Genomic DNA, 25972 nt, shown 5'->3' on the forward strand with positions numbered 1-25972 from the left:
TCTAGCACCCCATTCACGTCGCTTAACCCGTGCCCGGCCTTAAGGCCTTACCCCAGTAGGCTCGTTTGCGCCCAGCAATTCAACCTGTCCCAACAGACGCACGTCGATACGCGGCCCCGTCGTCCCTTCAACCCAGCCCCGGACACGAATACGCCTGTTTTCCAAGGACTTAAGGGATATTCCTGCGCTTTCGAACGCCGGCAGGTTGCGCTTTGAAATAGTCACAGCAAAGCCGTGTGTCCAGTTTCGTCCGAAGTTGAGGTAGGTCATTGCCCCAGCTTGCCGGACCGACAGGACTTTGCCCTCGACCACCATAAAGCGCCCGATCCCGGCCAAAATATCGTCCGGACTTTCCGCGTTTTTTATGGCCGACAGGTCAGCCCAACTGCCCTTTTTTTGGCGGCGCGCCTCCGCCTCGGACGACATCAGGGCGGCTGAACAGTCCTTGTCGGTGATCTCGGCCGAGACCAGGGCGTCGCCCTGGGCGAGGAGCATCGACTGAACTGGGATGTCGCTCTCGCCGATAAACAGCAGCGCACCTTGGCGGCCGTAGCGATCGGGTGTGTCGTCGGTGCCGCGCAGGATGACGTCGCGGCCGACGAGCAGCGAGGTCAGCGCCTGTCTGGTCGTGGCTGTCGCCTCGATGCCGGTGAGGCGAACCTCACGGCCGTCATCGAAACGCACGCTGCGCGCGTCGGTGATTGCGGCGACGCGGCCTTCGCCTTGTGCTTCGAATTGGCACGGGGCTGCGACCGCGGGGAGACCTGCGGAGAGAAGGAATGCGACGATGAGGTCAAGCCGTTCAGTCACGAGACCCGTACAAGTTGTATTGTGCTATGCCTTTACCCCAAGTTTAGTGAGTCGTGAAGACATTTCCTCACACTCCGTCATTGCGACGGGCGAAGCGACGAGGCAATCCAGAGTCTTTCCGCGGTGAGATTCTGGATTGCTTCCGCCTTCGCCAAGGCTTCGGCGGACAAGTCGCTGCGCTCGCAACGACGCGGAGATATCGATCCACGCCTCACCATTCCGCTTTGCGGAAAACACGAGCGGCAATCGTGCGCTCGTGACGCGCTTCTGCTTGCTGCGCTCTCGCGCATGCGGCATGATCGCGACAAAAGCAATAATCAAGCCGCCATTCAGAGCAAGGCGATCAAGGGAGGTTGTTTTCAATGAAGCCTATTTTGTCGGGCATTTTTGCCGCCGCGTTGGCCCTCAGCGCGAGCGCCGTGCAGGCCCAGGACAAGCCTCCTCTCAAGATCGGGGGTATCCTGGACATGTCGAGCCTTTATGCCGACATCACCGGTCCGGGCAGCGAGACCGCGGCCAAGATGGCGGTGGAAGATTTCGGCGGCGAGGTGCTGGGACGCAAGATCGAGGTGCTGGCGGCCGACCATCAGAACAAGGCCGACCTCGCTGCCAACATCGCGCGCGACATGCTCGACAATCAGGGCGTCGAGATGATCTACGACGTCGCGGCCTCCGCCACCGCGCTTGCCGCCGGCGAGATCGCAAAGGCGCGGGGCAAGATCATCATCTTCAACGGCCCGGGCTCGATCCGTCTCAGCAACGAGGCCTGCGGCCCCACCACGATCCACTATGTGTTCGACACCTACGGCCAGGCTAACGTGACCGGTCTTGCCGCCGTGAAGTCGGGCCTTGACACCTGGTTCTTCCTCACCGCCGATTACGCCTTCGGCCAGGATCTGGAGAAGGACACCGGCGCCGTCGTCACCAAGACCGGCGGCAAGGTGCTCGGCAGCGTGCGCCATCCGCTCAATACGTCGGATTTCTCCTCGTTCCTGCTTCAGGCGCAGGCCTCGAAAGCCAAGGTGATCGGGCTCGCCAATGCCGGCGGCGACACCGTTAATGCCATCAAGCAGTCGGCCGAGTTCGGCATCATGAAAGGCGGCCAGAAGGTCTCGCCGCTGCTGGCCTTCGTCACGGACATCGATTCGATCGGGCTTGAGACCGCGCAGGGACTGCTGCTGGCCGAAGCCTTCTACTGGGACATGAACGACGAGACGCGCGCTTTCTCGAAGCGCTTTCAGGAACGCGTCAAGCGGCCGCCGACCTCGGCCCAGGCCGGCGTCTATTCCTCCGTCACGCACTATCTGAAGGCCGTGAAGGCGGCCGGCACGACCGATGCGGCGGCGGTGATGAAGGTGATGAAGGACACGCCGATCAACGACTTCTTCGCTCACAACGGCAAGATCCGCGAGGACGGCCGCATGGTGCACGACATGTACCTGTTCGAGGTCAAGAAGCCGTCGGAATCGAAGGGCCGCTGGGACGATTACAAGCTGCTCGCCACCGTGCCGGGCAACGAGGCGTTCCAGTCGCTGGAGCAGTCGCGCTGCCCGCTGGTGAAGAAGTGACGTCGTGACGTCGTCGTGCCTGACAATAGGTCGTCATCCCGGGGCTCGCGTAGCGAGAGCCCGGGATCCATCGCGCAGCAGTGACGGTTGAGGAGTGGATTCCGGGCTGGCGCCAAGAGGCGCGCCCGGAATGACGGAGCAAAATCGAAGCATCGAACAGAGGCGTACACCCATGAACGACATGGTCCTGCAAAAGCTCGAAGCCGGGCTGCTCACCATCACGATGAATCGCCCGGAGCGGAAGAACGCGCTCAATCCCGAGATGGTCGCGGGCCTGGTCGAGGCGGCGCGGCGCGCGGCTGACGATCCCGAGGTGCGCGCGGTGCTGTTCAAGGGCGCCGGCGGCTCGTTCTGCGTCGGCGGTGACGTCAAGTCGATGGCGGCCGGCCGCGCACCGCTGCCGTTCGAGCAGAAGCTTGCGAATCTTCGCCGTGGCATGGAGGTGTCGCGCATCCTGCATCAGATGCCCAAGCCCGTGGTGGCGCAGCTCGACGGCGCCGCGGCCGGCGCCGGCCTGTCGATGGCGCTGTCGTGCGATCTGCGTGTTGCCTCCGAATCCTGCAAGATCACGACCGCTTTCGCCAAGGTCGGCTTCTCCGGCGATTACGGCGGCACCTATTTCCTGACCCAGCTGCTCGGCAGCGCGCGGGCGCGTGAGCTCTACCTGACTTCGCCCGTGCTGACCGCCAGGGAAGCGCATGCGATCGGCATGGTGACCAGGGTCGTGCCCGACGCCGAGATCGACGCCGCCGCGCACGAGCTTGCGATGTCGCTGGCGCAGGGGCCATCGATCGCGCTCGGCTTCATCAAGCGCAACATCAACAATGCAGAGCATCTTCCGCTGGAGGATTGCTTCGACGGCGAGGCGATCCACCACACCCGCTGCAGCGACACCGAGGATCACAAGGAGGCTGCCAAGGCTTTCGTCGAGAAGCGCAAGCCGGCTTTCAAGGGCGCATGACCATGGCACCCTATATGCGGCTGCGGCAGATCTGTCTGGTCGCGCCGCAACTCGCGCCTGTTATTTCCGATATCGCCGAGATCATGGGCCTTTCCGTCTGCTACCGCGACGGCAATGTCGCCAAATATGGCCTGGAGAATGCGCTGCTTCCGGTCGATACCATCCTGCTGGAGGTGGTCGCTCCGTTCAAGGACGGCACCACCGCCGGCCGCTTCATCGAGAAGACCGGCGGTCGTGGCGGCTACATGGCGATCTTTTGCTGCAATGATCCGGACGAACGAGGCCGCAACGCCAATGCGACGGGCGTGCGCACCGCCAACGTGATCGACCACGCGCCCTATCACGGCGTCCAGCTCCATCCCCGCGACTGCCGCGCCGCCTTCATCGAATTCAACCACACCGAGGGCAGCGACGACATTTTAGGCGCCTATCCGCCGGCCGGGCCTGACTGGCAAAAATTCATCCGCAAGGATGTGACGCAGGCGTTGACGGCGGTGGAGATGCAGAGCCCGGATCCGCACGGCCTGGCGGCGCATTGGGGCAAGATCATCGGGGTTGCAGCGAATAGCGATGCCGAACTGAAGCTGCCCAATGCGACCTTCCGCTTCGTGAAGGGCGCGAGCGAGATCATGAGCGGTCTGGAGTTTCGGGTGGCTGATGCGGCGAGGGTGTTGCATGCGGCGCGTGAGAAAGGGCTCGCGGTCGCTGGCAACGAATTCCTGCTGGGCGGCGTCACGTTCCGCGTTCATTCGTGAGCTGTTGCGACAAATTCCGCTGTCGTCCCGGCCCAAGTGCGCAATTGCGCACTAGGCCGGGACGACAGCTGAGGTTGTGGCGACGTGAGAGTGATACGGCGAAGCGCGGCCGCAATCACCTTCCCTTAAAATTCGCCACCCGCCGTTCTTCCGTGGCCTTCACACCCTCCTTGAAATCCTCAGTCGCGCGCAGGCGGGTCTGTTCGGCGAGCTCGTGGTTGGTCGCGGCCATCACGCGGTCGGCGAGGCCGGCGCGCATCGTGGCGCGGGTGGAGAGCAGGCCGAGCGGCGAGCATTCGGCAATCTCGCCGGCGAGCTTCATCGCGGCTGATTTCACCTGGTCCTGCGGCACCAGTTCATTGGCGAGGCCCCATCTATACGCCTCTTCGCCGGTGACGCGGCGGCTGGTGTAGAACATCAGCTCGGCGTTGTTCTTGCCGATCAATTCGGGCAGCGTCGTCGTCAGGCCGAAGCCGGGATGGAAACCGAGCTTGGTGAAATTCGCGGAGAAGCGGGCTTCGGGGCAGGTGACGCGGAAATCCGCCGAAACCGCGAGGCCAAGGCCGCCGCCGATGGCCGCGCCCTGCACAGCGGCGACGATCGGCTTCTTTGCGCGGAAGATGCGCACGGCCTGGATATAGAGATGGTTGATCGGGCCGAGACTGTCGGCCGGATCGCCCTTGGCCTTCTTCTCGGCCTCCTGCGCTTCCTGCGCCTGCCGCGCGGGATCGCCAAAATTTGCGCCGGCGCAGAACGCCTTGCCTTGCGCCGAGAGAACGGAGGCGCGGATCTCGATGTCGCGATCGAACTCGTCGAGCGCGTCTGCGATCTGGTTGATCAGCGAGATGTCGAAGAAGTTCAGCGGCGGCCTGCGGATCTCGATGGTGCCGACGTGGCCAACTTTTTCGACGCCGATATCTTTGTAGGTGCTCATGATGTCCTCGAAGCGTTAGCGCAAACCAAGTCCGCGGGCGATGATGCCGCGCAGCACCTCGGTGGTGCCGCCCTGGATGGTGAGTTTCGGTGCGGTCTTGATGGCGAAGTCGAGCTGTCGCTCCAGTGTCTCGCGGTTGCTCGCCGTCTCCTCGACGAAGGCGGCGAGATCGCGCACGCGGTGCGGAAGCTGTTGCTCCCAGACCGTGCCGATGTCCTTGACGATGGAGGCTTCCACCACCGGCTCCTTGCCGGCTTGCAGCATGCCTGCGACCGACACCGACATGCGCCGCATGGTGTGAAGCTGCGCGACGAGCCGGCCGATGCCTTCGGCGCTGCGCGTATCGGGAGTGGGACCGACCGCGCGGACCAGCTCGGTCAGCACGTAGTAGGTCTCGAGGAAGCGCTCGGGCCCTGAACGCTCATAGGCGAGCTCGCTCGTCGCCTGCTTCCAGGCGCCGTCGACTTCGCCGAGCACGTGATCATCGGGCACGAAGAAGTCGGTGAAGACGACCTCGTTGAATTCGTACTGCCCGGTGATCTGGCCGATCGGATTCACCTTGATGCCCGGCTGCTTCATCTTGACCAGGAACTGGGTCAGGCCGTGGCGCCGGTTTTCCTTGGTCGGTGGCGAGGTCCGGAAGATCGCGATCATGTAGTCGGCGATATGCGCCGACGACGTCCAGATCTTGGTGCCGTTGATGAGATAGCCGCCGTCGGTCTTGGTGGCGCGCGTCTTCGCCGCGAACAGGTCCGAGCCGGAATTCGGCTCGCTCATGCCGATGGCAAAGCAGATCTCGCCGCGGCAGATGCGCGGCAGGATATCCAACTTGATATGTTCGGGGGCGTATTTCAGCAGCACCGGCCCGCTCTGGCGGTCGGCCACGAAGAAGCGCCGCGTCGGCGCGTTGGCGACGCGCATCTCCTCGGTCACGACGTAGCGCTCGAGGAAGGAGCGCTCCTGGCCGCCATATTTCTTCGGCCAGGTCATGCCGATCCAGCCGCGCTCGCCGACGCGGCGACAGAATTCCGGCACATCGGTGTCCTCGCGGTTGGGCTTGAACGGGTTGAAGGTGCCGCGAGCCATCTCCTCGGCGAGGAACGCGCGCACTTCCTTGCGCAGCTCTTCGCATTTGGGCGGCAGGCGAATCGGATCGAAACGAAGCGCTGCGGTCATGTGTCTCATTCCTTCTCAGCGTGAGGCGACCAGCGGCCACAATTGATCGGCCCCTCTGGCAGCGACGAGCTTGCCGAGCTCGACGGCCCAGTAGCTTTCCGAGCCGAAATCGTCGCGCCATGCCAGCGCCCGTAGCGAATAACGGTGCAGGATGTGCTCGATGGTGAAGCCGATCGCACCATGAACCTGGTGCGCGATGCCACCGCCCTTTTCCGCAGCTTCCGCGCAGCGGATCTTTGCGGCGGCTGCTTCGAGATAGACCTCGTCGTCGAACGACTTTGCGTTCGCGATCGCGTCAGCTGCCGAGGTTGCAGCGGCAAGCGCAGCGGCGGATTCGCCGGCGAGGCGGGCGAGATTGTGCTGCACCGCCTGGAATTTCGAGATCTTCTTCTCAAAGGCGACGCGCTCATTGGAATAGCGCACGGAGATGTCGAGCATCGATTCCAGTGCGCCTGCAATCTGCAGGCTGCGCGCGACGCCGCCCATCAGCATCATCGCGGTCTGGTCAAAGCCACCAGGCGCGGCCTTGATGGTGAGGGGCTGCAGCTTGTCCAGCGTCACGGTATCGCTGTGGTCGTAGCCGACATTGAGGCCGGACTCGATCCGCGCCTTGCTCGCGTCGACCAGGGCGATCGCGACACCGGCCTTGCCGTGCGCCAGCACCGCAAAATGCTTGGCCGATTTCGCAAACGGCACGCCGCGGCAGCGGCCCGAGACGGCGCCATCGGCATCGACAGTGATGCGACCCTTCGGCGAGGCCGGCAGCAGCGTCATCTCGCCTTCGGGCGAGGCGATCTTCGCCTGCGCCAGCAGCCAGCCCGCCAGCATGGTCTCGGCCAGGGGAACCGCGACCGCGAAGCGGCCCGCTGCGTTCAGCAGCGCAAATCCGTCGGCCAGACTGGCGCCGGAGCCGCCGAGATCATCGGGGACCCAGGACAAGGGCAAGCCGGCTTCGCTCAGCGCCTGCCACAGCGGCGCCTGCCACGAATTGTTCTTGTCGTTGTTGATGGTTTGCGGATCGGCAAGATCGGCGAAGATCTTCTCCGCGGTCTCGACGACGATATTGTCACTCTCCGCCACAGCGTTCCCCGTGTTTGCCATTGGCGCGTCGACCCAAGGGGCGGTGCGCGATCTCTTCTTGCGCCGGATGATCCGAAAAAGCCATGGCCCTGACAAGCGTTGATCGCAGGTCAACCTGCGGGGCGGGCATGGGCGATAAGCTAATTCCGCTTAGCGGAGTTTGCTCGATTTGCAGGGCGCGGCAAACTCGCTAAACAGGGCGCCAGAAACTTACAGAGGGAAGGACATCCGGATGGCCAAGGACAGTTTGTGCGCAATCGTGACGGGGTCCGCATCCGGCCTCGGTGCTGCGACCGCAGAAATCCTCGCCCGAAACGGGGCGCGGCTCGTCATCAACTATTCGTCGAGCAAGACCGAAGCCGAGGCCACGGCGGAAGCGTGCCGCAAGGCGGGCGCCGCCGAAGTGCTGGTTGCGCAGGGCGACGTCTCCGAGGATGACGATTGCCGCAGGATCGTCGCGGCTGCGAGCGGCTGGGGCAAGCTCGACATCCTCGTCAACAATGCCGGCACCACCAAGCACGTTGCTTATGGCGATCTCGACGGACTATCGGCGGACGATTTCCAGCGCCTGTACGGCGTCAATACGGTCGGACCGTTCCAGATGGTGCGTGCTGCGCGCAGCCTGCTCGAGGCCGGTGCGAAGGCATCGGGGCGAACGTCGGCGGTCGTCAACGTGTCCTCCGTCGCCGGCATCAACGGCGTTGGCTCCTCGATGGCCTATGCCGCGAGCAAGGGTGCACTCAACACCCTGACGCGGTCGCTGGCCGTCGCGCTTGCGCCGATGATCCGCGTCAACGCGGTCTGTCCGGGCTATATCGATACGCCCTGGTTCACCAAGGGCCGTGGTGAGGAAGGCGCGAAAAAGGTGCGTGACGCCGTGTTGGCGAAGGTGCCGCTCAAGGTCGCCTCATCCGCCGCGGACATCGCGCAGCTCGTCTGCTTCCTTGCGCTGCCGGCTTCCGGCAACATGACCGGCGAAGCCGTGCGCATGGATGCCGGGATGCATTTGATTACGTAGTTTTCGGCGCGCTCTCTCCGCGTCATGGCCGGGCTTGACCCGGCCATCCACGTGTTGCCGCGCGGACCGAAAGACGTGGATGCCCCGGGTCAAGCCCGGGCATGACGATGCGGAGACAATGTGCCCTCCGGCGCTTTAAGGCGCTACCCCTTGATCACGCCACTCGCCACCAGCCGGTGCCAGATGAACAGCACCACCACAGCGCCGATCGTGGCCATGATGAAGCCCGCGCCCTGATCCGGGCCGTAATGGCCGATGGCCTGGCCTATGAAGGTCGCCAGAAACGCGCCGGCGATGCCGAGGATGGTGGTGAGGATAAAGCCGCTCGGGTTGTTCGGTCCCGGTGCCAGAAAACGCGCGATGAGGCCGGCAACGAAGCCGACGATGATGATCCACAACAGGCCGCCCATGCTCATGTCAGTGCTCCCCTTGCCAACAGCATGATCCGGAAAAGTGTGCAGCGGTGTTCCGAAAAGATCATGCTCAAACAATAACCTAAAGCGCGATTGTGATTCATCCTGATCTCGTCGCGCTTGAGGTCAGAGTTCGATTAAATTCGTCCCGAAAGCTCGTTCTCGGTCGGCAGCCGTCCGTCCGGCGTCAGATGATCGACCACCTGCGGCAAATACTGGCTGAGGCCGGAGAGCAGCTCATCGCGCGACAGGCCGCTTTGGGCCGACAAGCTCTGGATCTGGTCAGCGCCGAGCGCATTGGCGAGATCGCCGGGTGCGATCGGCTTGTTCTCGCCCTTGCCGACCCAACTGTTTGCGGTCTCGCCATGGCCGCCTTGCTGGAGCTGGTTGAGGAGATCGCCGAGGCCGCCGCTCAGCACGGAGCCGGCCGCGCCGCCCGCGAGCAGGCCACCGAGGCCGCCCTTGAGGACATCACCGAGACCACCACCGCCGCCGAGAGCACCACCAGGTCCCGCATTCGCGGGTGGCGGCACGGGAGTCGGCGCCGGCTGCGGCACGGCGCCCGGCTGGCTTGCGGTCATATGCTTGAATGCCTTCCAGGCGAGCAGGCCGAGGATCGCCATGGTCATCGGCGACATGCCGCCGGAGGAGGATTGTGAGCTCGGCGTGCTCGGGCCACGGGGCCCGTTCTGCATGCCGTTGAGGACATCGAGTAGACCCATGGTGCTCTCCTTTGGCGTTCTCGTTCGGCGAGCTCTCGCCGCTGACAGCGCCCCCGGAGCGAAAACATATGGGCCTCTCATGACGGTTACAAGGCAGCTGCGCCGTGGCCGCGATGGGCAGCCGGCCTCGCCTCTGCTATCGAGAACGGGTCATTCGGGGAGCAAGTCAGGTGGTGACGGATCGACCGATCGTTGTGGCCGGCGCGGGCGCCATCGGCTGTTTTGTCGGAGGTCAGCTCGCGGCTGCCGGTCGCCGTGTCGCACTGCTGGTGCGGCCGCGGGTGAAGACCGAGATCGAGCGGTTCGGCCTGCGGCTGACGGATTTCGACGGCTCCGAGACAAAGCTCGGTGCGGGACAGCTGGCGCTGTCGGAGGATCCTGCGATCCTCCACAGTGCCGGCATCGTGCTTGTCACGGTCAAGAGCGCCGACACGGCTGATGTCGCGGACCAGATCGCGCAGCACGCGCCGCAGGATGTCGTGATCGTGTCGTTGCAGAATGGCGTCGGCAACGTTGCCATTCTGAACGAACGTCTTGGCGGCCGCCGCGTGCCCGCCGGCATGGTGCCGTTCAACGTGGTCGCGATGGGCGAGGGACGTTTCCATCGTTCGACCTCGGGCGACATTATTGTCGGCGAGGACGCGGACAACACGGCGGCGGCGCTCTCGGTAGCCGGTCTCACGACGCGAGCCAACCGCGACATCACCGGCGTGCAATGGGGCAAGCTGATCATCAATCTGAACAACGCGCTCAGCGCGTTGTCCGACATGCCGCTCGCGGCCCAATTGGCAAGCCGTGACTGGCGACGGCTGTTCGCCGACCAGATGGCTGAGGGCCTCGCCGTGCTCAAGGCCGCCGGCATCACGCCGGCATCGGCGACGCCGATCCCGCCGAACTGGACGCCGACCTTGCTGCGACTGCCCGACATGATCTTCAACGCGATCCTCGGGCGCACGATGAAGATCGATCCGCAGGCGCGCTCCTCGATGTGGCAGGATCTGAAGCAGGGCCGCAAGACCGAGATCGACTATCTGCAAGGCGCGGTCATCGCGCTTGCCGAGCAGAACAATGTCGAAGTGCCGCTGATGCGCCGCATTGTTGCGCTGATCAAGGAGGCGGAGACATCAGGCAAAGGCCCGCCGCGGCTTTCGCCGCAGCAGATTCGCGGCGTGGTTTGAGAACGACGGAGGAACCAATGAGGCGTTGCCTTAGGATCGGGCTCGCGCTGACCGCGCTCTGCGAGGCATCGACGCTCGCTTACGCGAGGCCGCCGACCGTCATGAATTCTCCCGGCTATGACGCGCGCCTGCAGGAGAGCCGCAAGGCGCTGAACGGTTCGACGACAACTCCCGAGCTCGCCACTCCACCGGTGTCCAAACCTAAGCGCTCGAAGAAGATCTATACGCACTAGGATTTGGTGCGGACCTGCATCCCACTCCGTCATTGCGAGCGCAGCGAAGCAATCCAGAATCCCTCTGCGGAAAGACTCTGGGTTGCTTCGCTGCGCTTGCAATGACGGATGTGGAGACAGCTCAGCCCTTCTTCGCCGGCTTGCTGGGCGTCGGGCTGAACAGCTTCTTCAACTCGCTCAAACCTTCCGACAGGCGCGGCCATTCGCAGGTGAAAGAGCCCTTGGTGCAGGGCGCGCCCTTCTGTCGCAACACCTTCGGCCGCTCGACCGGAACGGGCACGCGCTCGACCTCGGTGCGCAGCGCGACCTGCTGAAGCTGCTGCACTTGCTGTTCCTGCTGCTCGTGCTGCTGCCGCGCGGTCGCCCGTGCCGCTTCATTGCTGCGGCGCTGATCGGCGAGATAGGCAGTGTAGGATTCGTCGATCCTCTTCTGCTCCTCCGGTGTCGGGTTGGGACCTGCGATGTCGAAGCTGCGATCCTGGAGGAAGTCGTAATAGGTGTAGCCGCCGCCTGCCTTGCGGCGGCCCGCGAACTTTGCATTGCAGTCGGCGAGCGCCGCGGTCTTTTCGGCCTTGCTTGCGGATCTTTCGGCAGCGTCGGCGCATTCCTCGAAATCGACAGGCGCGCGCTTCCACCATTGCGCCTGGGCATGCGGCAATGTCAGCAGAAATAGTCCTGCTGCGGCAACGAGAACCGGCGCCGCGCGACGCGATGCAACTACGTCAGACATTCTAAGAGAGTATTCCTCGCAAACTCAACCCAGACTGAGTCGTGACTGATTTTTGCCTCTTTCTCGCCGGCTTGTCACCCATGGAACCAGGGAAATTCATGGCTGGGTTGCTGACATTTTTTGCTTGACGTGGCTCGGGAGTCACAGCCCCGCAGCGCATGATGCGCTTAGAATCTTCTTATCGGTTTGATGCGACAGGGACATGTTCGTCATGAGAGCGCTGAGCTGGATGGCCGCAATCGCTTTGGTGCTGATTGGCGGCCGCGCGCTGGCCGCGGAGGACGAGATCCCTCACGACAAGCCGGTGAAGGTCGTGGCCGATGCGCGGCTCTCGGTCGGCGGGCAGGGACTGTTGCCGCTCTATCTCTCCAGTGACTGGTCGATGCCGTTGCCTGCGATCTCGCGCGCCGTCATCGTGCTGCATGGCCGCCTGCGCAATGCCGACGAATACTACCTCTCGGCCCACACCGCACAGGTCGCTGCCGGCGACGATGGCAAGAGCGCGCTCATGATCGTGCCGCAGTTCCTGGCGCAGGTCGATGTCGACGCCCACAAGCTGACCGCCGATATGCTGCGCTGGTCGCTGGCGGGTTGGGAGGGCGGCGAAGCCGCGCTTGCGCCCAATCCGGTTTCCTCCTTCGCGGCGCTCGATGCAATCCTGGCAAAGCTCTCCGACCGCCGCATCTTCCCGAACCTGAAGCAGGTGGTGATTTCAGGTCATTCCGGCGGTGGCCAGGTCGCGCAACGCTACGCCATCGCCGGCAAGGGCGAGACCGCGCTGTCGCGTCAGCATATCGGCGTTCGCTACGTCGTCGCCAATCCGTCGTCCTATGCTTATTTCAGCGGCGAACGGCCGGTGCCGGCGATTGCCGCGTCCTGCCAGGGCTACAATGTCTGGAAATACGGCATGGACGGACGGCCGCCTTATCTGGCGGACGCAACGCCTGAAGCGCTGGAGCAGCGCTATGTCGAGCGTGACGTGATCTATCTGCTCGGCACGCTCGACACCAAGCCCGCGGCGGACAAGAGCTGCATGGGCGAGGCACAGGGCCCCAATCGCTACGTCCGCGGTCATGCCTATGCCGACGCGATGGCCAAGCGCGGTCACGGCACGCCCAATCACAGGGTGTGGGACGTCGCCGGTGTCGGCCATGACGGCGACAAGATGCTGACCTCGAAATGCGGCCTCGCCGCGCTGTTCGATATCCCGGGCTGCGGCGCGGAGCGCTGATCTGGACGTCTTGAAGGATGGCACGGGCGCACGCCGAATAAGATCATAAAAGGACCAAACGCCATGACGATTACCATCGCAGCGAACAGCGTGCCGAAACCGCCGGCCGATATCATCGCAGGTTTCAGGAATGCGCCGACCTCGATCATTTCCGACAATCTCAGCCGGCTGCCGGGCGCAGTCGGGCTGAAACCCTATCATCGCAGCGGCAAGCTGGTGGGTGCGGCCTTCACGGTGCGCACCCGGCCCGGCGACAATCTCGCCATCCACCGCGCGCTCGAGCTGGTCGGCCCCGGCGACGTCATCGTGGTCGATGGCGGCGGTGACGAGACGAGGGCGCTGGTCGGCGAGATCATGAAAAACATCGCGCAATGGCGCAAAGCCGAAGGCTATGTGATCGACGGCGCGATCCGCGATGTCGCGGCCTTCGCCGCCGACGACTTCCCCTGCTTCGCCCGCGCGGTGATTCATCGCGGCCCCTACAAGAACGGCCCCGGCGAGATCAACGTGCCCGTGACGATCGGCGGCAGCGTGATCTCGCCCGGCGACATCGTGGTCGGCGACGAAGACGGCGTGGTGTCGTTTCCCGCCGCCGGCGCCGCGGCCCTGCTGGAGGCGGTGCGCGTCCAGATCAAGCGCGAGGACGACACCCTGAAGGCAATCCGCGAGGGCCGCTACCAGGGGGCTTACGGGAAGTCCTGACCGACCGCTTGTTGCCCAAGCGAAGGGCTTCCGATTCGGCGCTCGCTTTGATATGTACAGCTCCAGGCAACCTGCCTCATCGGCAGGTTCCGCGGTCCCGTAGCTCAGCCGGATAGAGCGGCGGTTTCCTAAACCGTAGGTCGCATGTTCGAGTCATGCCGGGATCGCCAGCCTTCACCTAGTCGAGCGATGAAGAGACGCGCTCCAGCGAGCCCGCGGCTTTCTTCCGCCATCCTTCGTTAAGCATGTCGTAGGTCGCGCTATGTTCGCGGTCAAAGCCGGTATGCTCGAGCCGGAGATCGGTGCCGCCGGTCGACGAGAGCTTGAGTGTCCAGGTCACGATCGTGTCAAGAAGCCCTCCGCGCCAGGAGTAGACAAGTCGCGAGTCGGGCTCGACCTTCAAGACTTCGCACTTGACGACACCGTCAAATCCCGGCGCCGGCGTGGTGCGAAACGTGAAGCGGCGCCCGACCTCGGGTTCGATGTCGTTGGGCATCAGCCAACTTTCGAGCAACCGCGGCTCCGTCAACGCACGCCAGACTTTGCGTGGCGGTGCGGATAGCCGGTAGTGGACAACGATCGCGCGCTTGTCCCTGCCCTCTTCTTGATCACGCATCGTCAAGCTCTTTCAGAGTTTCTCGCGAGCCGATCCGGGCTCTTCTGACTGGCGGGTGGGGCGGCCGCTCGCTTTCGTCCTGGCCACGTCTGAACGCCCGGCAGCAGCCGTTCGAAGGTGATGAAATGAAGAACAAGCCAGATCAGGACGCTCCGCAACACACTCGCAATGCGTCCCCCCACCACGAAAAGTATCTGGTGATCGTTGGCATCAAGGGGGAAGAGTGCCGCGAACCGACCGACGGCGACGGCTTGTGCGAAGGTTGAGAAGCTAAATGGCCGGATGAGTCGGCCCTGGCTCCGGGCGATGGCTTGTTCTGCCGCATAGACCCCGGAAACAGCCGCCGCCAATGCAGATGCGCGAAACGGCGCGCCGGTCGGTCCATTCGGGTGCGCACTATCGCCGGCGGCGAGAATCGCGGGATGAGACACCGACCTCAAATCGGTTCCGACGACCACGCGATCTTGAGCATCGACCTGCAGCCCAGCCAGCCTCGCAATCGCGGGAGCGCGCATGCCTGCAGCCCAGATGCATATGTCGAAAGGAATGCGCCGCCCGCTGGCGGTCATCGCTGCGTCGCTCTCAATCCCGGTAACTCGTTCGTTGTCGACAAGCTCGACGCCCAATCTTGTCAGGTCGCGTCTGATGACGGATTGAACCTCGGCGCTGCTGAAATCGCCAACACGCGTGGGGCTGAGCAGCGTCACGCTCATATTGGGCCATGTCGACTTGGCTTCGCCCGCAGCCTCGACCGAAAGCGGTCCGCCGCCAACAGCAAGCACGCGAGCGGGTCGCCCGGCAATTTCATGAAGCGCGGCTCGCAGCGCGGCGGCAGACCGCGGACCCTCACCCGGATCAAGACGAAAGGCATGCTCTGGTGCGCCAGCGGCATTGTCGGTGTCGACATGTGAGCCCAGCGCGTAGATCAGTTGCGTGAAAGCAATCGTGCGCGGTGAACCATCCTCATCGATCGTCACGGTATTCCGAATTGGATCGAGCGACAGCACGCAAGCATGTATGAACCGGACATTGGTACGGCGCAGATATCTTGAAAGGGACGCGATCCGCGGTTTTACCGGGGCGACCATCGTCTCCTGCAGTCGAACGCGCTCGACGAACTGCTCATTGCCGTTCACCAGTGCAACGCGAAGCCCAAGCCGGCGTCGACCTAGTCGAAGAGCCGCCATCATGCCCGCGTATCCGGCTCCCAGAACTACGACATCGTAGGCTTCATGACTTGAACCGAGTGATGGCGACATCGATTGCTTCCTCTGCACACGCTTCTGTTTGGAAGAGGCTAGGCGTAGCGTGACGCGGCCATGGCGAGCACTGCGACCGCGAGAAGAATAGCCGCGCTGCGATACCCCGTGGCCAATTGCGATCGCACCTTTGCGTCGTCGCCCGAGGACGTCCGCAGCCTCTGCAACGCGCCACGAATGATTGTTATTTGAATGACGAGCGCGACGATTGCCGCCACGGCGCCTGCGCTCAAAAGCTGCTCCGTGGGCCCAAATGAACCCTCATGCAACGCTTTCCATAGGTAGGCACCTGACAGCACTGCCACGGCTGCCGCGCCCAACTGCGGAGCGAACAGCTGCTGACCATCATTCCCGGTCGTCCGGGCGCATGCGAAAGTCGAGCCGGCCCAGAACGTGGCAGCGAGAACGTGGAGCGAAATGGCTATAAGCAGAACCGGCTGCATAGGAATTTCGACCCTTTTGCACGAAGCAGTTTGGATATACACGATGTATATTGAAATTCAAGAGGCGGAGCGTGCCTAAGCGTGCGTATGTCAGCGTGGCGCGGGCCCAAGCTGCCGCGGCGAAGCGGAACCAGGTCATTCAGGCCGCTACGCGGTTCCTTCGCGAGGAGGACAGCATCACCACCTTTTCGCTCGACGCAGTCGCAAAAGCGGCAAAGGTGACGCGCTTGACCGTCTATAACCAATTCGGCTCGCGGCGCGGGCTGCTCGAAGCAGTGTTTGATGACATCGCCAGCCGGGGAGGGCTCGCTAGCCTGGAGGACGCCGCCGCCTATCCCGACCCTGAAAAGGGCCTTGAGATGGCGGTTCGGATCTTCTGCGAATTTTGGGACAGCGACCCCGCGGTGGCGCGCCTTCATGACGCCATGGCGATTGACCAGGAGTTCGCCCAAGCGCTCGCGGCGCGTAACGAGCGTCGCCGGCCTCTCATTGGAGAATTGATTGCACGAATAGCTGCCGAAGACACGCCGACCAACGCCAAGCGCGATGTTGTCGATCTGATTTACGTCCTTACCAGCTGTGCGACCTTTCGGATGCTCTCGGGAGCGAGATCCGTCTCCGCCATCTGCGCCTTGCTCACGAGCGCCACGAAGGCGGCGGTGGCCAAGATCAAGTGAAGGGCGCGAGCGGGCGGGTTGAATCCCGAAGTGAAGATCGACAGGCCAAACCCGCTAGGTCAGTCGCAGTCGATGTTTCCTGCTGGAAAATCGTCCGCTGCTGATTTGCTTCGCTGGTGTGAAAATTGCTAACAGAGGCGGCCGGGCTGGAAGCGCACCTTCCAGCCCGGTCCATGTTTTGCCTGATCCGGAGACGATGATGCCTTTCGATTTGATCCTGCGCGGCGGGCGGGTGATCGACCCCTCGCAGAAGCTCGATGCCGTGACGGATGTCGCGTTTTCGGGTGGCAAGGTCGCCGCGGTCGGCTCCGGGCTCAGGGCGGATCCGGGCACTCAAGTTCGCGACGTCTCGCAGTTCATCGTGACGCCCGGGCTGATCGATCTCCACACCCATGTCTATTGGGGCGGCACTTCGCTCGGTATCGATGCCGAGGAGTTCTGCCGCAACTCCGGCGTCACCACCTCGGTCGACACCGGCAGCGCCGGCCCCGGCAATTTCGCCGGCTTCCGCAAGCACGTGATCGAGCCGAGCCAGGTCCGCATCCTCGCCTATCTGCACGTCTCCCATGCCGGCATTTTCGGCTTCTCGCACCGGATCATGGTCGGCGAGAGCGAGGAATTGCGGCTGATGAACCCGATCGAGGCGGCCAAGGTGGCGGACGCCAACCGCGACCTCATCGTCGGCATCAAGGTGCGGGTCGGGCTGCACTCCTCGGGCACATCAGGCGCCGTGCCGCTCGATATCGCGCTCCAGGTCGCCGACGAGGTCGGCATGCCCTTGATGGCGCATATCGATCATCCGCCGCCGACCTATGAAGAGGTGCTGGCGCGCCTGCGGCCCGGCGATGTGCTGACCCATGCCTTCCGTCCCTTCCCGAATTCGCCGGTGACCGCGCAGGGCACGGTGAAGAAGGCGGTGCTCGACGCGCGCGAGCGCGGCGTGCTGTTCGACATCGGCCACGGCAAGGGCTCGTTCGCGTTCAAGACCGCGCGCGCCATGCTCGCCAACGGCTTCTATCCCGACACCATTTCATCCGACATCCACCAGCTCTGTATCGACGGCCCGGCGTTCGACCAGGTGACGACCATGTCCAAATTCCTCTGCATGGGCATGCCGCTGTCGGACGTGATCAAGGCCTCGACCGAGAATGCCGCGATGGCACTGCGGCGGCTCGAGCTCGGCACGCTCAAGCCGGGCAGCGTCGGCGATGCCACGCTGATCTCGGTGAAGCAAGGCCAGTTCCACTACGAGGACGTCGTCGGCGAGCACCTCATCGGCGACAAGAAGATCGTTTCGGAGGGCGTCGTCATCGGCGGCCGCTGGTGGCATCCGAACTAGGTTTGCTCGCGATAGAATTGCAGCAATTGCGCGCCTGCCGGTGAGAGCCAGTCGGGCGCGCCGGCAATGTAGCCTTCGACATGGCCGCTCGTCCCGACCAGATAGGTGATGGGCATGCCGACGATGGGAAACATCTCTGTCGATACTTGCGCGGCCGCGCCATAGGCATCGGCATAGCAGGCGAGGTTCTTTACGGCGAGGCCGGCGAGGAACGCGGTGATCTTGCGCAAATCTCTCGTGTCGGTGCAGACAGCGACGACATCCAGACGATCGCGTTGCGATCCGGCGAGGCTCGCCAGCACGGGCAGGTCGAGCCGGCACGCCGCGCACCACGTCGCCCAGAAGTTGACGAGGGTGATGCGTCCCGGCTTTGCCGTCACCACCACGTCTTTTCCATGCAGGTCCTGAAGCCGTAGCGGCGGCATCGGCGCGCGCGGCCGCACCACGGTGAACTGGCTGCGCCCGGCTTCGAACACCGGCGGCCAGCTTCCCTGCGCACCGCCCGCAGGCAGAAAGGCAAGAAGCGCCGGCGCGGCGATCAGGAGCGATCGCCGCGACAACGCGTGGTGGGTCTCACGCATGGATATAGGCCCAACCCCTCAGTTGCAGATCCACGACGCGCCCGATGCCGAAGGGCACGAGGTTCGCGCCCGGGATCAGCGGGATCGAGAGCTGCTCCTTGGCTTCCGCGATCGCCTTGGACGAAGCGCACATGCTGTAGATGAGATCAGGCAGCGACCGGCGTAGCGTCGCCAGCGGCTCGGCCAGCGGGGTCTTGTCCGCCCTGAAAACGTCGATGCCCTTGCCATTGGCGACGACCTCGATCAGCAGGCGGGTACCCTTGTCGGCAAAGTGCTTGGCGAGATTGGCGGAATAGCTGATCGCGTGTCCGATGACATAAGGCTCGTTGCTGTCGATCAGGATCACGACGCCATCAGCGAGGCGATCCTCCCTGGCCGCGGCTGCGCCGCCGGCCGTGAGGATCGCGGTGCCTGCGAGCAGTCCCCTGCGGGACCATCCGATGGCAGGGATCATGGCGGCGGCGTGGCCGTTTAGAACCGACGCGGCGCGATCGGCGCCTTGCTGTTGCGACCCCACAGCACGAACAGGCTGAGCGCGAGCAGGACGATGTTGAGCGGCGTCACCTCGGCCTCGCCGCGCGAGAGATGGAAGGCGAGTGCAATCACCTGCAACACCGAGCAGCCCAGCGCGGCGAGCACCGTCAGCCGCGGCAGTATTCGCGTCAGCGCCGGCAGCAGAATGCCGATCCCGCCGGCGAGATCGACAAGTGCGATGGAGCGAACGAAGGTTTCGGAATACTGGCCGGCCCAGGGCATCATGGCGGCCAGCTGCGGAATGGGCGTGGTCAGCTTGACCAGCCCCGCCCCGACAAACGCGAAGGCGATGAGGATTTGCGCGGCCCAGAGGCCGATGCGAAGGGCTCGGCCGGGTGTAGCGGTCTCGAAGGTGGTGGTCGACATGGTGGCTTCTCCAAATGTGAGGGCTGCCACCATTTGATGGTTTCACTATTTTTGATCATTATCGGTTCCAGGATCGATTCCTTTCCTGAATGTTGATGATCTCATGGATTCCCTGGTCAGCATGCGGGTGTTTTGCCTGGTCGCGGAGCTGAAGAGCTTTGCAACCGCGGCGCAGCGCCTGCGCATATCGCCCGCGATGGCGAGCAAGCATGTGATGCAACTCGAGAAGCGGTTGGGCACGCGGCTGCTCAACCGGACCAGCCGGCGCGTCAGCCTGAGCGAGAGCGGTGCGCTCTATTTCGAGCAGGCGCGGCAGATGTTGGATTCGCTCGACGAGGTCGAGGCTGCCGTCAGCAAGGCGACCGTCGTGCCGCGCGGTACGCTGCGGCTGACCGCGCCGGTGTGGATGGCGAATCCGATCTTCGCGGGCGTGCTGGCCGACTACCAGGCGCGCTATCCCGAGGTGCATCTCGACATTGATCTCAGCGGGCGGCTGGTCAATCTGGTCGAGGAGGGATTCGATCTCGCCTTGCGCGCGACCGGCGCACCCGATGAGGCGCTGATCGCGCGGCCCATCACCAACGTGCCCTTTTACATGGTCGCAGCACCTGCCTACCTCAAACGCGCCGGGCGCCCGACGAAGCTGAGCGATATCGCCGGCCAGGCGCTATTGCACTATGCGCTTTATCCCGGCGAGAGTTTCTCCTTCGCGGGCGAACACGGAACTGAAACCATCAAGTTCAACCCGGTGCTACGCAGTGGCAACGAAACGCTACTGCACATGGCGGCGCTGGAAGGCATGGGCCTCGCCTTCCTGCCGAAATGGCTGGTCGCCGAGGACATCGCGGCTGGACGGCTCGAGCACGTCATGCCCGGGCACATCATCTTCGTCGGAAAGCTGTTCGCAGTCTATCCGAGCCGCAAATATCTCTCCGCGAAAGTGAGGACCTTCATCGACTTCATTGCCGCCGACAAGCGGATGAAGTAGCGCCCCGCTACAGCGATCTCGCGATCAGCAGCTTCATGATCTCGTTGGTGCCGCCATAGATCTTCTGGATGCGCGAATCGATGAAGATGCGCGAGATCGGATATTCCTGCATGTAGCCGTAGCCGCCGAACAGCTGGAGACATTCGTCGGCGGTCTGCACCTGCTTGTCCGAGCACCAGTATTTCGCCATCGACGCCGTGACGGTGTCGAGATCTCCGGCGACCAGGCGCTCGATGCACCAGTCGACGAAGACGCGCGCGATCATGGCTTCGGTCTTGCGTTCGGCCAGCGTGAAGGCGGTGTTCTGGAAATCCAGCAGCGGCTTGCCGAACGCCTTGCGCTCCTTGGTGTACTCGGTGGTGAGCTTGACGGCGCGCTCCATCGAGGCGACGGCGCCGACCGCGAGCGCCAGGCGCTCCTGCGGCAATTGCTGCATCAGTTGCACAAAGCCCTGGCCTTCCTCCTTGCCGAGCAAGTTTTCCGGCGGGACCGTAACGTTGTCGAAGAACAATTCGGACGTGTCGGAGGCCTGCAGGCCGATCTTGTCGAGGTTGCGTCCGCGCTTGTAACCTTCGGCGCCTTCGGTCTCGACCACGATCAGCGAGATCCCCTTCGCGCCCGCTTCGCCGGTGCGGGCGACCACGATGACGAGGTCGGCGGCCTGGCCGTTGGTGATGAATGTCTTCTGGCCGTTGATGACGTAGGAATTGCCCTGCTTCTTCGCTGTGGTCTTGACGGCTTGCAAATCCGAGCCGGTGCCCGGCTCGGTCATGGCGATGGCGCCGACCATCTCGCCCGTGGCCATCTTCGGCAGCCAGCGCTTCTTCTGCTCCTCCGAGCCGTAATTGAGGATGTAGTGGGCGACGATGGCGCTGTGCACGGAGACGCCGGTGGTCAGCTCCGGCACCGTGCTCTCGAGGTCATCGAGCACGGCGGCGTCATAGGCGAAGGTTGCGCCGAGCCCGCCATATTCCTCCGGCACGCTTGCCAGCAGCGCGCCCATCTCGCCGAGCCCGCGCCAGGCGAAGCGGTCGACCATCTTCTGCTCGCGCCATTTTTCGGCATGCGGCGCCAGATCCTTGGCGAGATATTTCCGGAACTGGTCGCGGAAGACGTCGAGCTCTTCGGTCATCCAGGAGGAGCGGTAGGCCATGGTCACCCTCGGTCGATCTTGTCGCAGGCGCGTAGGCATCACGCGTGCCACAACGGTCACAGCGGGCGCAAGCCCGCCCGCCGTGGTACGCCAACCCCGGCTGCCGATGCCAGTGTTTTCAGGCTGCCGGCTATCCCGCCTGCGCGGTTTTGCCGCCGTCGACGACGAACTGTCCGCCCGTTGCATAGGGATGATCGTCCGAGGCGAGCACCAGCGCAAAGGCCGCGATCTCCTCGGGTGTTGCCACACGTTGCATGCCCGGAACGTGCGATTTGGCCCATTGCGCAACCGCGATGTGCCAGGCTGCATCGGGCAGATTGTCCATGCCGGCGAGCCTGCGGATGAACGGCGTATCGGTCGTGCCCGGGATCAGGGTGTTGATGCGGATGCCGTACTGGGCGTATTCGAGCGCCGCGGCCTGGACCATGCCGACAAGCCCGCGCTTGGCCGCGGAATAGGCCGAGCGCTTCGCCGACGTGGCGATGGCGTTGGATGACGAGGTGACGACGATCGATCCGCCCTTCTGCATCATGTGCGGAATCTGGTACTTCATCGCCAGGAACACGCCGCGCAGATCGGTATTGATCACGTCGTCGAATTCGGCCGCGCTGTACTGATGCAGCGGCTTCTCGATGGAAATTCCGGCATTGTTGAAAGCGACGTCGAGGCGGCCATGAAGTTCGATCGTCTTGTCGACCAGGGCCTTGACCTCGGCCTCGTTGCGAACGTCGGCGCGGACGAACGCGGCATCGCCGCCACCGCCCTTGATCTCGTCTTCCACCTTCGTGCCGCGCTCGACATTGCGTCCGCAGAACACCACCTTGCCGCCTTCGGCGGCGAACATCAGTGCGGCGGCGCGGCCGATGCCGGAGGTGCCGCCAGTCACGATGATGACCTTGTCGGTGAAACGCTGGCGGCCGCTCGGTCTCTGCTGCGGCAGCGCCGCGCCCTGGCCGAGCGCCACGCCGCCGACAAGGCCGCCAAGGGCACTCGTCAGCATGCCCAGCACGGCGCCGCCGACCAGATGGCGCCGTTTCATCGGGGAGGACGCGGTGCTATGCTCCGTTTCGGTCATTTCGAACTCCCGGCCGGTCAATCTAAACAGTGTTAAGATAGATAGCCGCCAATCTAAACAGTGTCAAGTTACGCATGACGAAACCGATCGCGCCCGCGCGCGCCAAGCCGAGCCGCAAGGTTCCGAAGCCGGAAGCCGGCTATCATCATGGTGAGCTTCAGGAGGCCCTGATCGCGGCCAGCGAGGCCATTCTCGCCGAGCAAGGCGCCGAAGGCTTTACCTTGCGCGAAGCTGCCCGCCGCGCCGGCGTGTCCCCGGCCGCGCCGTCGCATCATTTCGGCAATGCGCAGGGCTTGCTGACCGAGGTCGCGATCCGCGGCTACGAGGCGCTGGCCGACGCGCTGCGGGATGCCGCATCCCGCAAGCAGGGCGCGCGCGAAAAACTCCACGCTCAGGGCCTCGCTTATGTCGAATTCGCGCTGAAGCATCCCGGCCGCTTCCAGATGATGTTTGCCAACAAGCGCCTGGTTGCGGACGATCCGCGTCTCAGGCAGGCAAGCAGGGCGGCCGGGCACGAGTTCGAGATCATCATCGCCGAGCTTGTCGGGGGGACGCCGAAGCAGGCGAAGACCGCCGCCGCGGCCGCCTGGTCCACCGTCCACGGTTTTGCCAAGCTGGCCCTCGAGGACAAATTCGGTTCAGTGCAGAGCGAGGCCGGCTACCGCGAGATCATGACGACACTCAATCATGTCCTGAACTATCTCTGGCCGGCGAGCCGCTAAATGCAGATCCAGGGGGTGAGGCGTCATGACGGCCAAGGCGACTGAGCTCAAGCTCGACATCGGACGCATCGGCACGGTGTCCGCGATCCTGATGCAGCCGGACAATGCGCGTGCGTGCTACGTACTGGCGCACGGCGCCGGTACCGACATGCGGCATGTGTCGATGGACAAGATTGCGGTGGGCCTCTCGATGCGCGGCATTGCGACGCTCCGCTTCAATTTTCCCTACACGGAGAACAAACAGGGCCGTCCCGACCAGCCGGCCGTCGCGCATGCCACCATCCGCGCCGCGGTCGAGGAGGCGGCGCGGCTGTGCCCGGGGTTGAAGCTCGTGGCCGGTGGTAAATCGTTCGGCGGCCGCATGACATCGCAGGCGCAGTCCAAGGCAGCGTTGCCTGGTGTGAAGGGTCTCGCCTTTCTTGGCTTTCCCCTGCATGCCGACAAGAAGCCATCCACCGAGCGCGCCGAGCATCTTGCCGGCGTCGCCATTCCCATGTTGTTTCTTCAGGGAACGCGGGATGGCCTCGCCGATCTCAGCCTGCTCAGGCCCGTCGTCGCGGCGCTCGGGGCGAAGGCGACGCTGCATGAGATCGAAGGCGGCGATCATTCCTTCGCGGTGTTGAAGAGGTCCGGCCGCACCAACGACGAGGCGCTGGCGGAAGTGCTAGACACGCTCGCGGGCTGGATCGACGATCTCGCCTAACGTTCACGCGGAATACAGCCCCTTGTCGCGCGCCTTCTGGATCGCGAGCGCTGCGATCAGGTCGAGCGTCGGCGTCGACAGGCCGGCGGTGCGCGCGAAGGCGGCGGGCGCCTTCACCAGCACGTCGATCTCCATGGCACGGCCGAGCTCGTAATCCTGCAGCAGCGACGGCTTGTGGTTGGGGGCGGGGCCGCTGCGGGTCACGCGCTTGACCTCGGGAATGAAGTGCTGCGCGATGTCGTTGGCCTCGTTCAGCATCCGCGGAATGACTTCGGTGAAGGCAGGGTCGTCGCGTACGCCCCGCGCAGTCTGACCTGTGAGCAGGCAGAGCACCGACAGCGACATGTTGGTCAGTAGCTTTGACCAGATCGCCTCGCGGATCTCGGCCACCGGCGGCGATTCCAGCCGCGCATCATTGAAGACGCCGCGGAGCCTGGTGATGCGCTCGCAATTGCGGTCGTCACATTCGCCGATCAAGAGGCGGTTGCGGTCCGGGGTGAGGTTCTGCACCACGCCGGGTGCCGCCACCTCGTTGGAAGAGAAGATGACGCCTCCGATGATCCGCTCCTTCGGGATGCAGGCGCGCAGGCGTCCGCCGGGATCGAGGAAGGAAATGTCCGGCGGCGTCGGGTGCCGCGGCGGCAGGCCGATACCGTACCACCAGGGAATGCCATTCTGGGCGAACACAATGGCGGTGTCGTCCCGGAGCAGCGGCTTGATGCTGGAGACGAGGCCAGTCAATGCCGTGGCCTTCAGCGTCGAGATCACGACGTCCTGCGGGCCGAGCTGGGCCGGATCGCCCGATGCGTTCACCTTGGCCGCAACCTCGGAATCGCCGACGCGCAGCTTCAGGCCATTGGCGCGCACCGCCTCCAGATGCGCGCCCCTCATGACGCACGAGACCTCGTGGCCGGCGCGGGCGAGCCTGACCGCGAGATGGCTTCCGACGGCGCCCGCGCCGAAAATGCAGATGCGCATATGATGTCCCGTCCCTGATCTTTGGTCGTCGCCCGGCGGCAGCATGACACAAGCCGCCATGCGATGGGCGCGGCCGCCCTACGCTGGAAAGATATGGATCGGGATGCGTTGCCTCGGCCATAGTGCGCGCCATCAGAATGACCGGAGGATCGCCGATGACTGCCAACCCTGTGCTGTGGAGCCTTGATGAGCGTGGGGTTGCGACCGTCACGTTGAACCGGCCGGAGGTCAACAACGCCTATGACGGCGCCCTGATATCAGGCGTGCTCGCGGCCCTGGACGATCTGGCCAAGAAACCCAAGCTTCGCATCGTCGTGCTCAAGGGCAACGGCAAGCATTTCCAGGCCGGCGCCGACCTCAAATGGATCAACGGCGTGCGGCCACAGTCGCCTGAGGCCAACGAGGCGGCGTCGCGAGCGACGTTCGAGGCTGTGCAGCGGCTCAACACCCTGCCGATCCCGACCGTGGCGCTGGTGCAGGGCGGCTGCTTCGGTGGCGGCACCGGTGTGATCGCGGCCTGCGACGTCGTGATCGCCGCCGACGACGCCCTGTTCTCCATCACCGAAGTGCGCTGGGGCCTGACCGCCGCGATCATCATTCCCCAGCTCTGCGACGCCATTGGTGTACGGCAAGTCCGCCGTTACGCACTTACCGGCGAACGCTTCGGCGCCGAGGATGCCCGCCGCATCGGCCTCGTCCATGAGGTGGTGCCGCTCGCAAATCTCGAAGCCGCAGGCAGCAAGGTGGTCGAGCAACTGTTCGCCAACGGCCCGGAGGCGATGGCCGAGACCAAGCGGCTGGCGCTGGAAAGCTCGTTCGGCGGCATGGCGGTGGACGATGCGGCCTATACGCGGCTCGTCCAGCTGCACGCGCTCAAGCGCCAGAGCGCAGAGGCTGCGGAGGGGCTGGCCTCGTTCACCGAGAAGCGCCCGGCGAAGTGGGGCGGCGGCGGGAAGGGCTGAGCACGCTTCACTCCGCCGTCGTCGTGGATCTGCTTTGCTTGTCCCGGACGACGAAATTGTTGAGA

General features: G+C 64.1%; 31 protein-coding genes and 1 tRNA gene. 16 read left to right on the forward strand and 16 right to left on the reverse strand.

Annotated features, from left to right (window positions below; genetic code table 11):
* Positions 1-39: 39 nt before the first annotated feature.
* A complete protein-coding gene (locus ACNJX9_RS03125; RefSeq protein ID WP_439407766.1) occupies positions 40-810 on the reverse strand; it encodes a thermonuclease family protein in 771 nt (256 codons plus the stop codon).
* A gap of 123 nt (positions 811-933) precedes the next feature.
* Here ACNJX9_RS03125 and ACNJX9_RS03130 point away from each other — a divergent pair, with 123 nt between their 5' ends.
* The 4 genes from ACNJX9_RS03130 (at position 934) to ACNJX9_RS03145 (ending at position 4094) form a co-directional block, all read left to right on the forward strand.
* The gene (locus ACNJX9_RS03130) at positions 934-1176 is read left to right on the forward strand and encodes a hypothetical protein (RefSeq protein ID WP_057747475.1); all 243 of its coding nucleotides are present in this window, start codon (positions 934-936) and stop codon (positions 1174-1176) included.
* The gene (locus ACNJX9_RS03135) at positions 1173-2378 is read left to right on the forward strand and encodes an ABC transporter substrate-binding protein (RefSeq protein ID WP_057747476.1); all 1206 of its coding nucleotides are present in this window, start codon (positions 1173-1175) and stop codon (positions 2376-2378) included. The genes ACNJX9_RS03130 and ACNJX9_RS03135 overlap by 4 nt, the downstream gene beginning before the upstream one ends.
* Positions 2379-2550: 172 nt before the next feature.
* A complete protein-coding gene (locus tag ACNJX9_RS03140) occupies positions 2551-3339 on the forward strand; it encodes an enoyl-CoA hydratase (protein WP_057747477.1) in 789 nt (262 codons plus the stop codon).
* A gap of 2 nt (positions 3340-3341) precedes the next feature.
* Complete coding sequence (locus ACNJX9_RS03145) at positions 3342-4094, forward strand: hypothetical protein (protein ID WP_439410245.1); 753 nt, start codon at positions 3342-3344, stop codon at positions 4092-4094.
* 115 nt (positions 4095-4209) lie between these two features.
* On the opposite strand, the gene ACNJX9_RS03150 is transcribed toward ACNJX9_RS03145, so the two are convergent.
* The 3 genes from ACNJX9_RS03150 to ACNJX9_RS03160 are packed head-to-tail and all read right to left on the reverse strand — an operon-like array spanning position 4210 to position 7284.
* Positions 4210-5028: an enoyl-CoA hydratase/isomerase family protein gene (locus tag ACNJX9_RS03150; protein WP_439407767.1), complete on the reverse strand. Its 819-nt coding sequence runs from the start codon at positions 5026-5028 to the stop codon at positions 4210-4212.
* Positions 5029-5043: 15 nt separating this feature from the next.
* A complete protein-coding gene (locus ACNJX9_RS03155) occupies positions 5044-6204 on the reverse strand; it encodes an acyl-CoA dehydrogenase family protein (RefSeq protein WP_439407768.1) in 1161 nt (386 codons plus the stop codon).
* A 15-nt stretch (positions 6205-6219) separates the two neighbouring features.
* Positions 6220-7284, reverse strand: coding sequence for an acyl-CoA dehydrogenase family protein (locus ACNJX9_RS03160; protein ID WP_439410246.1), 1065 nt, complete (start codon positions 7282-7284; stop codon positions 6220-6222).
* Between the two features lie 232 nt (positions 7285-7516).
* Here ACNJX9_RS03160 and ACNJX9_RS03165 point away from each other — a divergent pair, with 232 nt between their 5' ends.
* Entirely contained in the window at positions 7517-8302 is a 786-nt protein-coding gene (locus ACNJX9_RS03165) for an SDR family NAD(P)-dependent oxidoreductase (protein ID WP_439407769.1), read from the forward strand.
* A gap of 143 nt (positions 8303-8445) precedes the next feature.
* Here ACNJX9_RS03165 and ACNJX9_RS03170 read toward each other — a convergent pair whose 3' ends face one another.
* Together ACNJX9_RS03170 and ACNJX9_RS03175 are read right to left on the reverse strand one after the other, a co-directional pair.
* Positions 8446-8718 carry a GlsB/YeaQ/YmgE family stress response membrane protein gene (locus tag ACNJX9_RS03170; protein WP_205668226.1) on the reverse strand — a complete coding sequence of 91 codons (273 nt, stop codon included), beginning with the start codon at positions 8716-8718 and terminating at the stop codon, positions 8446-8448.
* 134 nt (positions 8719-8852) lie between these two features.
* Complete coding sequence (locus tag ACNJX9_RS03175) at positions 8853-9437, reverse strand: YidB family protein (protein ID WP_057747482.1); 585 nt, start codon at positions 9435-9437, stop codon at positions 8853-8855.
* Positions 9438-9607: 170 nt separating this feature from the next.
* Between ACNJX9_RS03175 and ACNJX9_RS03180 the strand changes: the two genes are divergently transcribed.
* Both ACNJX9_RS03180 and ACNJX9_RS03185 read left to right on the forward strand, forming a co-directional pair.
* Positions 9608-10615 (forward strand): 2-dehydropantoate 2-reductase, encoded by a 1008-nt coding sequence (locus tag ACNJX9_RS03180; RefSeq protein ID WP_439407770.1) that lies wholly within the window; start codon positions 9608-9610, stop codon positions 10613-10615.
* A gap of 17 nt (positions 10616-10632) precedes the next feature.
* Positions 10633-10848: a hypothetical protein gene (locus ACNJX9_RS03185; protein WP_439407771.1), complete on the forward strand. Its 216-nt coding sequence runs from the start codon at positions 10633-10635 to the stop codon at positions 10846-10848.
* Positions 10849-10969: 121 nt separating this feature from the next.
* Here the strand turns inward: ACNJX9_RS03185 and ACNJX9_RS03190 are convergent, their stop codons facing one another.
* Complete coding sequence (locus ACNJX9_RS03190; RefSeq protein ID WP_057747485.1) at positions 10970-11578, reverse strand: hypothetical protein; 609 nt, start codon at positions 11576-11578, stop codon at positions 10970-10972.
* Positions 11579-11789: 211 nt separating this feature from the next.
* Here ACNJX9_RS03190 and ACNJX9_RS03195 point away from each other — a divergent pair, with 211 nt between their 5' ends.
* From ACNJX9_RS03195 to ACNJX9_RS03205, 3 genes are all read left to right on the forward strand, one after another.
* Entirely contained in the window at positions 11790-12809 is a 1020-nt protein-coding gene (locus tag ACNJX9_RS03195) for an alpha/beta hydrolase (RefSeq protein WP_439410247.1), read from the forward strand.
* Between the two features lie 63 nt (positions 12810-12872).
* On the forward strand, positions 12873-13511 hold the full coding sequence (locus ACNJX9_RS03200) for an RraA family protein (RefSeq protein ID WP_439407772.1): 639 nt from the start codon (positions 12873-12875) through the stop codon (positions 13509-13511).
* Positions 13512-13604: 93 nt separating this feature from the next.
* Positions 13605-13681: transfer RNA gene (locus tag ACNJX9_RS03205), tRNA-Arg, on the forward strand.
* Between the two features lie 8 nt (positions 13682-13689).
* On the opposite strand, the gene ACNJX9_RS03210 is transcribed toward ACNJX9_RS03205, so the two are convergent.
* From ACNJX9_RS03210 to ACNJX9_RS03220, 3 genes are read right to left on the reverse strand one after another with little or no spacing between them, the layout of a single operon-like run.
* Positions 13690-14127, reverse strand: a complete 438-nt coding sequence (locus tag ACNJX9_RS03210) for an SRPBCC family protein (protein ID WP_439407773.1) — start codon at positions 14125-14127, stop codon at positions 13690-13692.
* Positions 14128-14129: 2 nt separating this feature from the next.
* Positions 14130-15386 (reverse strand): NAD(P)/FAD-dependent oxidoreductase, encoded by a 1257-nt coding sequence (locus tag ACNJX9_RS03215; protein ID WP_439407774.1) that lies wholly within the window; start codon positions 15384-15386, stop codon positions 14130-14132.
* 38 nt (positions 15387-15424) lie between these two features.
* Entirely contained in the window at positions 15425-15829 is a 405-nt protein-coding gene (locus ACNJX9_RS03220) for a hypothetical protein (protein WP_057747489.1), read from the reverse strand.
* A gap of 50 nt (positions 15830-15879) precedes the next feature.
* Here ACNJX9_RS03220 and ACNJX9_RS03225 point away from each other — a divergent pair, with 50 nt between their 5' ends.
* Positions 15880-16506, forward strand: coding sequence for a TetR/AcrR family transcriptional regulator (locus tag ACNJX9_RS03225; protein WP_439407775.1), 627 nt, complete (start codon positions 15880-15882; stop codon positions 16504-16506).
* A 199-nt stretch (positions 16507-16705) separates the two neighbouring features.
* Positions 16706-17845 carry an amidohydrolase/deacetylase family metallohydrolase gene (locus tag ACNJX9_RS03230; RefSeq protein ID WP_439407776.1) on the forward strand — a complete coding sequence of 380 codons (1140 nt, stop codon included), beginning with the start codon at positions 16706-16708 and terminating at the stop codon, positions 17843-17845.
* Here ACNJX9_RS03230 and ACNJX9_RS03235 read toward each other — a convergent pair.
* Genes ACNJX9_RS03235 through ACNJX9_RS03245 form a run of 3 tightly spaced genes read right to left on the reverse strand, consistent with a single transcriptional unit; the run spans position 17842 to position 19326 of the window.
* Entirely contained in the window at positions 17842-18426 is a 585-nt protein-coding gene (locus tag ACNJX9_RS03235; RefSeq protein WP_439407777.1) for a TlpA family protein disulfide reductase, read from the reverse strand. The two genes, ACNJX9_RS03230 and ACNJX9_RS03235, sit on opposite strands and share 4 nt — an antisense overlap.
* The gene (locus ACNJX9_RS03240) at positions 18419-18880 is read right to left on the reverse strand and encodes a DsrE family protein (RefSeq protein WP_439407778.1); all 462 of its coding nucleotides are present in this window, start codon (positions 18878-18880) and stop codon (positions 18419-18421) included. The genes ACNJX9_RS03235 and ACNJX9_RS03240 overlap by 8 nt, the downstream gene beginning before the upstream one ends.
* 17 nt (positions 18881-18897) lie before the next feature.
* Positions 18898-19326, reverse strand: coding sequence for a DoxX family protein (locus tag ACNJX9_RS03245; RefSeq protein WP_439407779.1), 429 nt, complete (start codon positions 19324-19326; stop codon positions 18898-18900).
* A gap of 103 nt (positions 19327-19429) precedes the next feature.
* Here ACNJX9_RS03245 and ACNJX9_RS03250 point away from each other — a divergent pair, with 103 nt between their 5' ends.
* Positions 19430-20314, forward strand: coding sequence for a LysR family transcriptional regulator (locus tag ACNJX9_RS03250; RefSeq protein WP_439407780.1), 885 nt, complete (start codon positions 19430-19432; stop codon positions 20312-20314).
* A gap of 7 nt (positions 20315-20321) precedes the next feature.
* Here the strand turns inward: ACNJX9_RS03250 and ACNJX9_RS03255 are convergent, their stop codons facing one another.
* Both ACNJX9_RS03255 and ACNJX9_RS03260 read right to left on the reverse strand, forming a co-directional pair.
* Entirely contained in the window at positions 20322-21467 is a 1146-nt protein-coding gene (locus ACNJX9_RS03255; RefSeq protein ID WP_057747494.1) for an acyl-CoA dehydrogenase family protein, read from the reverse strand.
* A gap of 130 nt (positions 21468-21597) precedes the next feature.
* Entirely contained in the window at positions 21598-22542 is a 945-nt protein-coding gene (locus ACNJX9_RS03260) for an SDR family NAD(P)-dependent oxidoreductase (protein WP_439407781.1), read from the reverse strand.
* 74 nt (positions 22543-22616) lie between these two features.
* Here ACNJX9_RS03260 and ACNJX9_RS03265 point away from each other — a divergent pair, with 74 nt between their 5' ends.
* Positions 22617-23264: a TetR/AcrR family transcriptional regulator gene (locus tag ACNJX9_RS03265; protein WP_271603435.1), complete on the forward strand. Its 648-nt coding sequence runs from the start codon at positions 22617-22619 to the stop codon at positions 23262-23264.
* Between the two features lie 25 nt (positions 23265-23289).
* The gene (locus ACNJX9_RS03270) at positions 23290-23967 is read left to right on the forward strand and encodes an alpha/beta hydrolase family protein (RefSeq protein ID WP_057747496.1); all 678 of its coding nucleotides are present in this window, start codon (positions 23290-23292) and stop codon (positions 23965-23967) included.
* A 3-nt stretch (positions 23968-23970) separates the two neighbouring features.
* Here the strand turns inward: ACNJX9_RS03270 and ACNJX9_RS03275 are convergent, their stop codons facing one another.
* Entirely contained in the window at positions 23971-24945 is a 975-nt protein-coding gene (locus ACNJX9_RS03275) for a ketopantoate reductase family protein (RefSeq protein WP_057747515.1), read from the reverse strand.
* A 155-nt stretch (positions 24946-25100) separates the two neighbouring features.
* On the opposite strand from ACNJX9_RS03275, the gene ACNJX9_RS03280 reads away from it, so the two are divergent.
* Complete coding sequence (locus ACNJX9_RS03280) at positions 25101-25907, forward strand: enoyl-CoA hydratase-related protein (RefSeq protein ID WP_439407782.1); 807 nt, start codon at positions 25101-25103, stop codon at positions 25905-25907.
* The last annotated feature ends 65 nt before the right edge of the window (positions 25908-25972 follow it).

Origin of the sequence: Bradyrhizobium sp. BLXBL-03, from assembly GCF_051853015.1 — a bacterium.
Taxonomy (GTDB): domain Bacteria; phylum Pseudomonadota; class Alphaproteobacteria; order Rhizobiales; family Xanthobacteraceae; genus Bradyrhizobium; species Bradyrhizobium manausense.

Coding starts and splice junctions, on each gene's coding strand:
- ACNJX9_RS03135 (WP_057747476.1), top strand. CDS start 1,173: ATGAAGCCTATTTTGTCGGGCATTTTTGCCGCCGCGTTGGCCCTCAGC.
- ACNJX9_RS03140 (WP_057747477.1), top strand. CDS start 2,551: ATGAACGACATGGTCCTGCAAAAGCTCGAAGCCGGGCTGCTCACCATC.
- ACNJX9_RS03145 (WP_439410245.1), top strand. CDS start 3,342: ATGGCACCCTATATGCGGCTGCGGCAGATCTGTCTGGTCGCGCCGCAA.
- ACNJX9_RS03150 (WP_439407767.1), bottom strand. CDS start 5,028: ATGAGCACCTACAAAGATATCGGCGTCGAAAAAGTTGGCCACGTCGGC.
- ACNJX9_RS03155 (WP_439407768.1), bottom strand. CDS start 6,204: ATGACCGCAGCGCTTCGTTTCGATCCGATTCGCCTGCCGCCCAAATGC.
- ACNJX9_RS03165 (WP_439407769.1), top strand. CDS start 7,517: ATGGCCAAGGACAGTTTGTGCGCAATCGTGACGGGGTCCGCATCCGGC.
- ACNJX9_RS03170 (WP_205668226.1), bottom strand. CDS start 8,718: ATGAGCATGGGCGGCCTGTTGTGGATCATCATCGTCGGCTTCGTTGCC.
- ACNJX9_RS03175 (WP_057747482.1), bottom strand. CDS start 9,437: ATGGGTCTACTCGATGTCCTCAACGGCATGCAGAACGGGCCCCGTGGC.
- ACNJX9_RS03185 (WP_439407771.1), top strand. CDS start 10,633: ATGAGGCGTTGCCTTAGGATCGGGCTCGCGCTGACCGCGCTCTGCGAG.
- ACNJX9_RS03190 (WP_057747485.1), bottom strand. CDS start 11,578: ATGTCTGACGTAGTTGCATCGCGTCGCGCGGCGCCGGTTCTCGTTGCC.
- ACNJX9_RS03195 (WP_439410247.1), top strand. CDS start 11,790: ATGAGAGCGCTGAGCTGGATGGCCGCAATCGCTTTGGTGCTGATTGGC.
- ACNJX9_RS03200 (WP_439407772.1), top strand. CDS start 12,873: ATGACGATTACCATCGCAGCGAACAGCGTGCCGAAACCGCCGGCCGAT.
- ACNJX9_RS03210 (WP_439407773.1), bottom strand. CDS start 14,127: ATGCGTGATCAAGAAGAGGGCAGGGACAAGCGCGCGATCGTTGTCCAC.
- ACNJX9_RS03215 (WP_439407774.1), bottom strand. CDS start 15,386: ATGTCGCCATCACTCGGTTCAAGTCATGAAGCCTACGATGTCGTAGTT.
- ACNJX9_RS03220 (WP_057747489.1), bottom strand. CDS start 15,829: ATGCAGCCGGTTCTGCTTATAGCCATTTCGCTCCACGTTCTCGCTGCC.
- ACNJX9_RS03230 (WP_439407776.1), top strand. CDS start 16,706: ATGCCTTTCGATTTGATCCTGCGCGGCGGGCGGGTGATCGACCCCTCG.
- ACNJX9_RS03235 (WP_439407777.1), bottom strand. CDS start 18,426: ATGCGTGAGACCCACCACGCGTTGTCGCGGCGATCGCTCCTGATCGCC.
- ACNJX9_RS03240 (WP_439407778.1), bottom strand. CDS start 18,880: ATGATCCCTGCCATCGGATGGTCCCGCAGGGGACTGCTCGCAGGCACC.
- ACNJX9_RS03245 (WP_439407779.1), bottom strand. CDS start 19,326: ATGTCGACCACCACCTTCGAGACCGCTACACCCGGCCGAGCCCTTCGC.
- ACNJX9_RS03250 (WP_439407780.1), top strand. CDS start 19,430: ATGGATTCCCTGGTCAGCATGCGGGTGTTTTGCCTGGTCGCGGAGCTG.
- ACNJX9_RS03255 (WP_057747494.1), bottom strand. CDS start 21,467: ATGGCCTACCGCTCCTCCTGGATGACCGAAGAGCTCGACGTCTTCCGC.
- ACNJX9_RS03260 (WP_439407781.1), bottom strand. CDS start 22,542: ATGACCGAAACGGAGCATAGCACCGCGTCCTCCCCGATGAAACGGCGC.
- ACNJX9_RS03265 (WP_271603435.1), top strand. CDS start 22,617: ATGACGAAACCGATCGCGCCCGCGCGCGCCAAGCCGAGCCGCAAGGTT.
- ACNJX9_RS03270 (WP_057747496.1), top strand. CDS start 23,290: ATGACGGCCAAGGCGACTGAGCTCAAGCTCGACATCGGACGCATCGGC.
- ACNJX9_RS03275 (WP_057747515.1), bottom strand. CDS start 24,945: ATGCGCATCTGCATTTTCGGCGCGGGCGCCGTCGGAAGCCATCTCGCG.
- ACNJX9_RS03280 (WP_439407782.1), top strand. CDS start 25,101: ATGACTGCCAACCCTGTGCTGTGGAGCCTTGATGAGCGTGGGGTTGCG.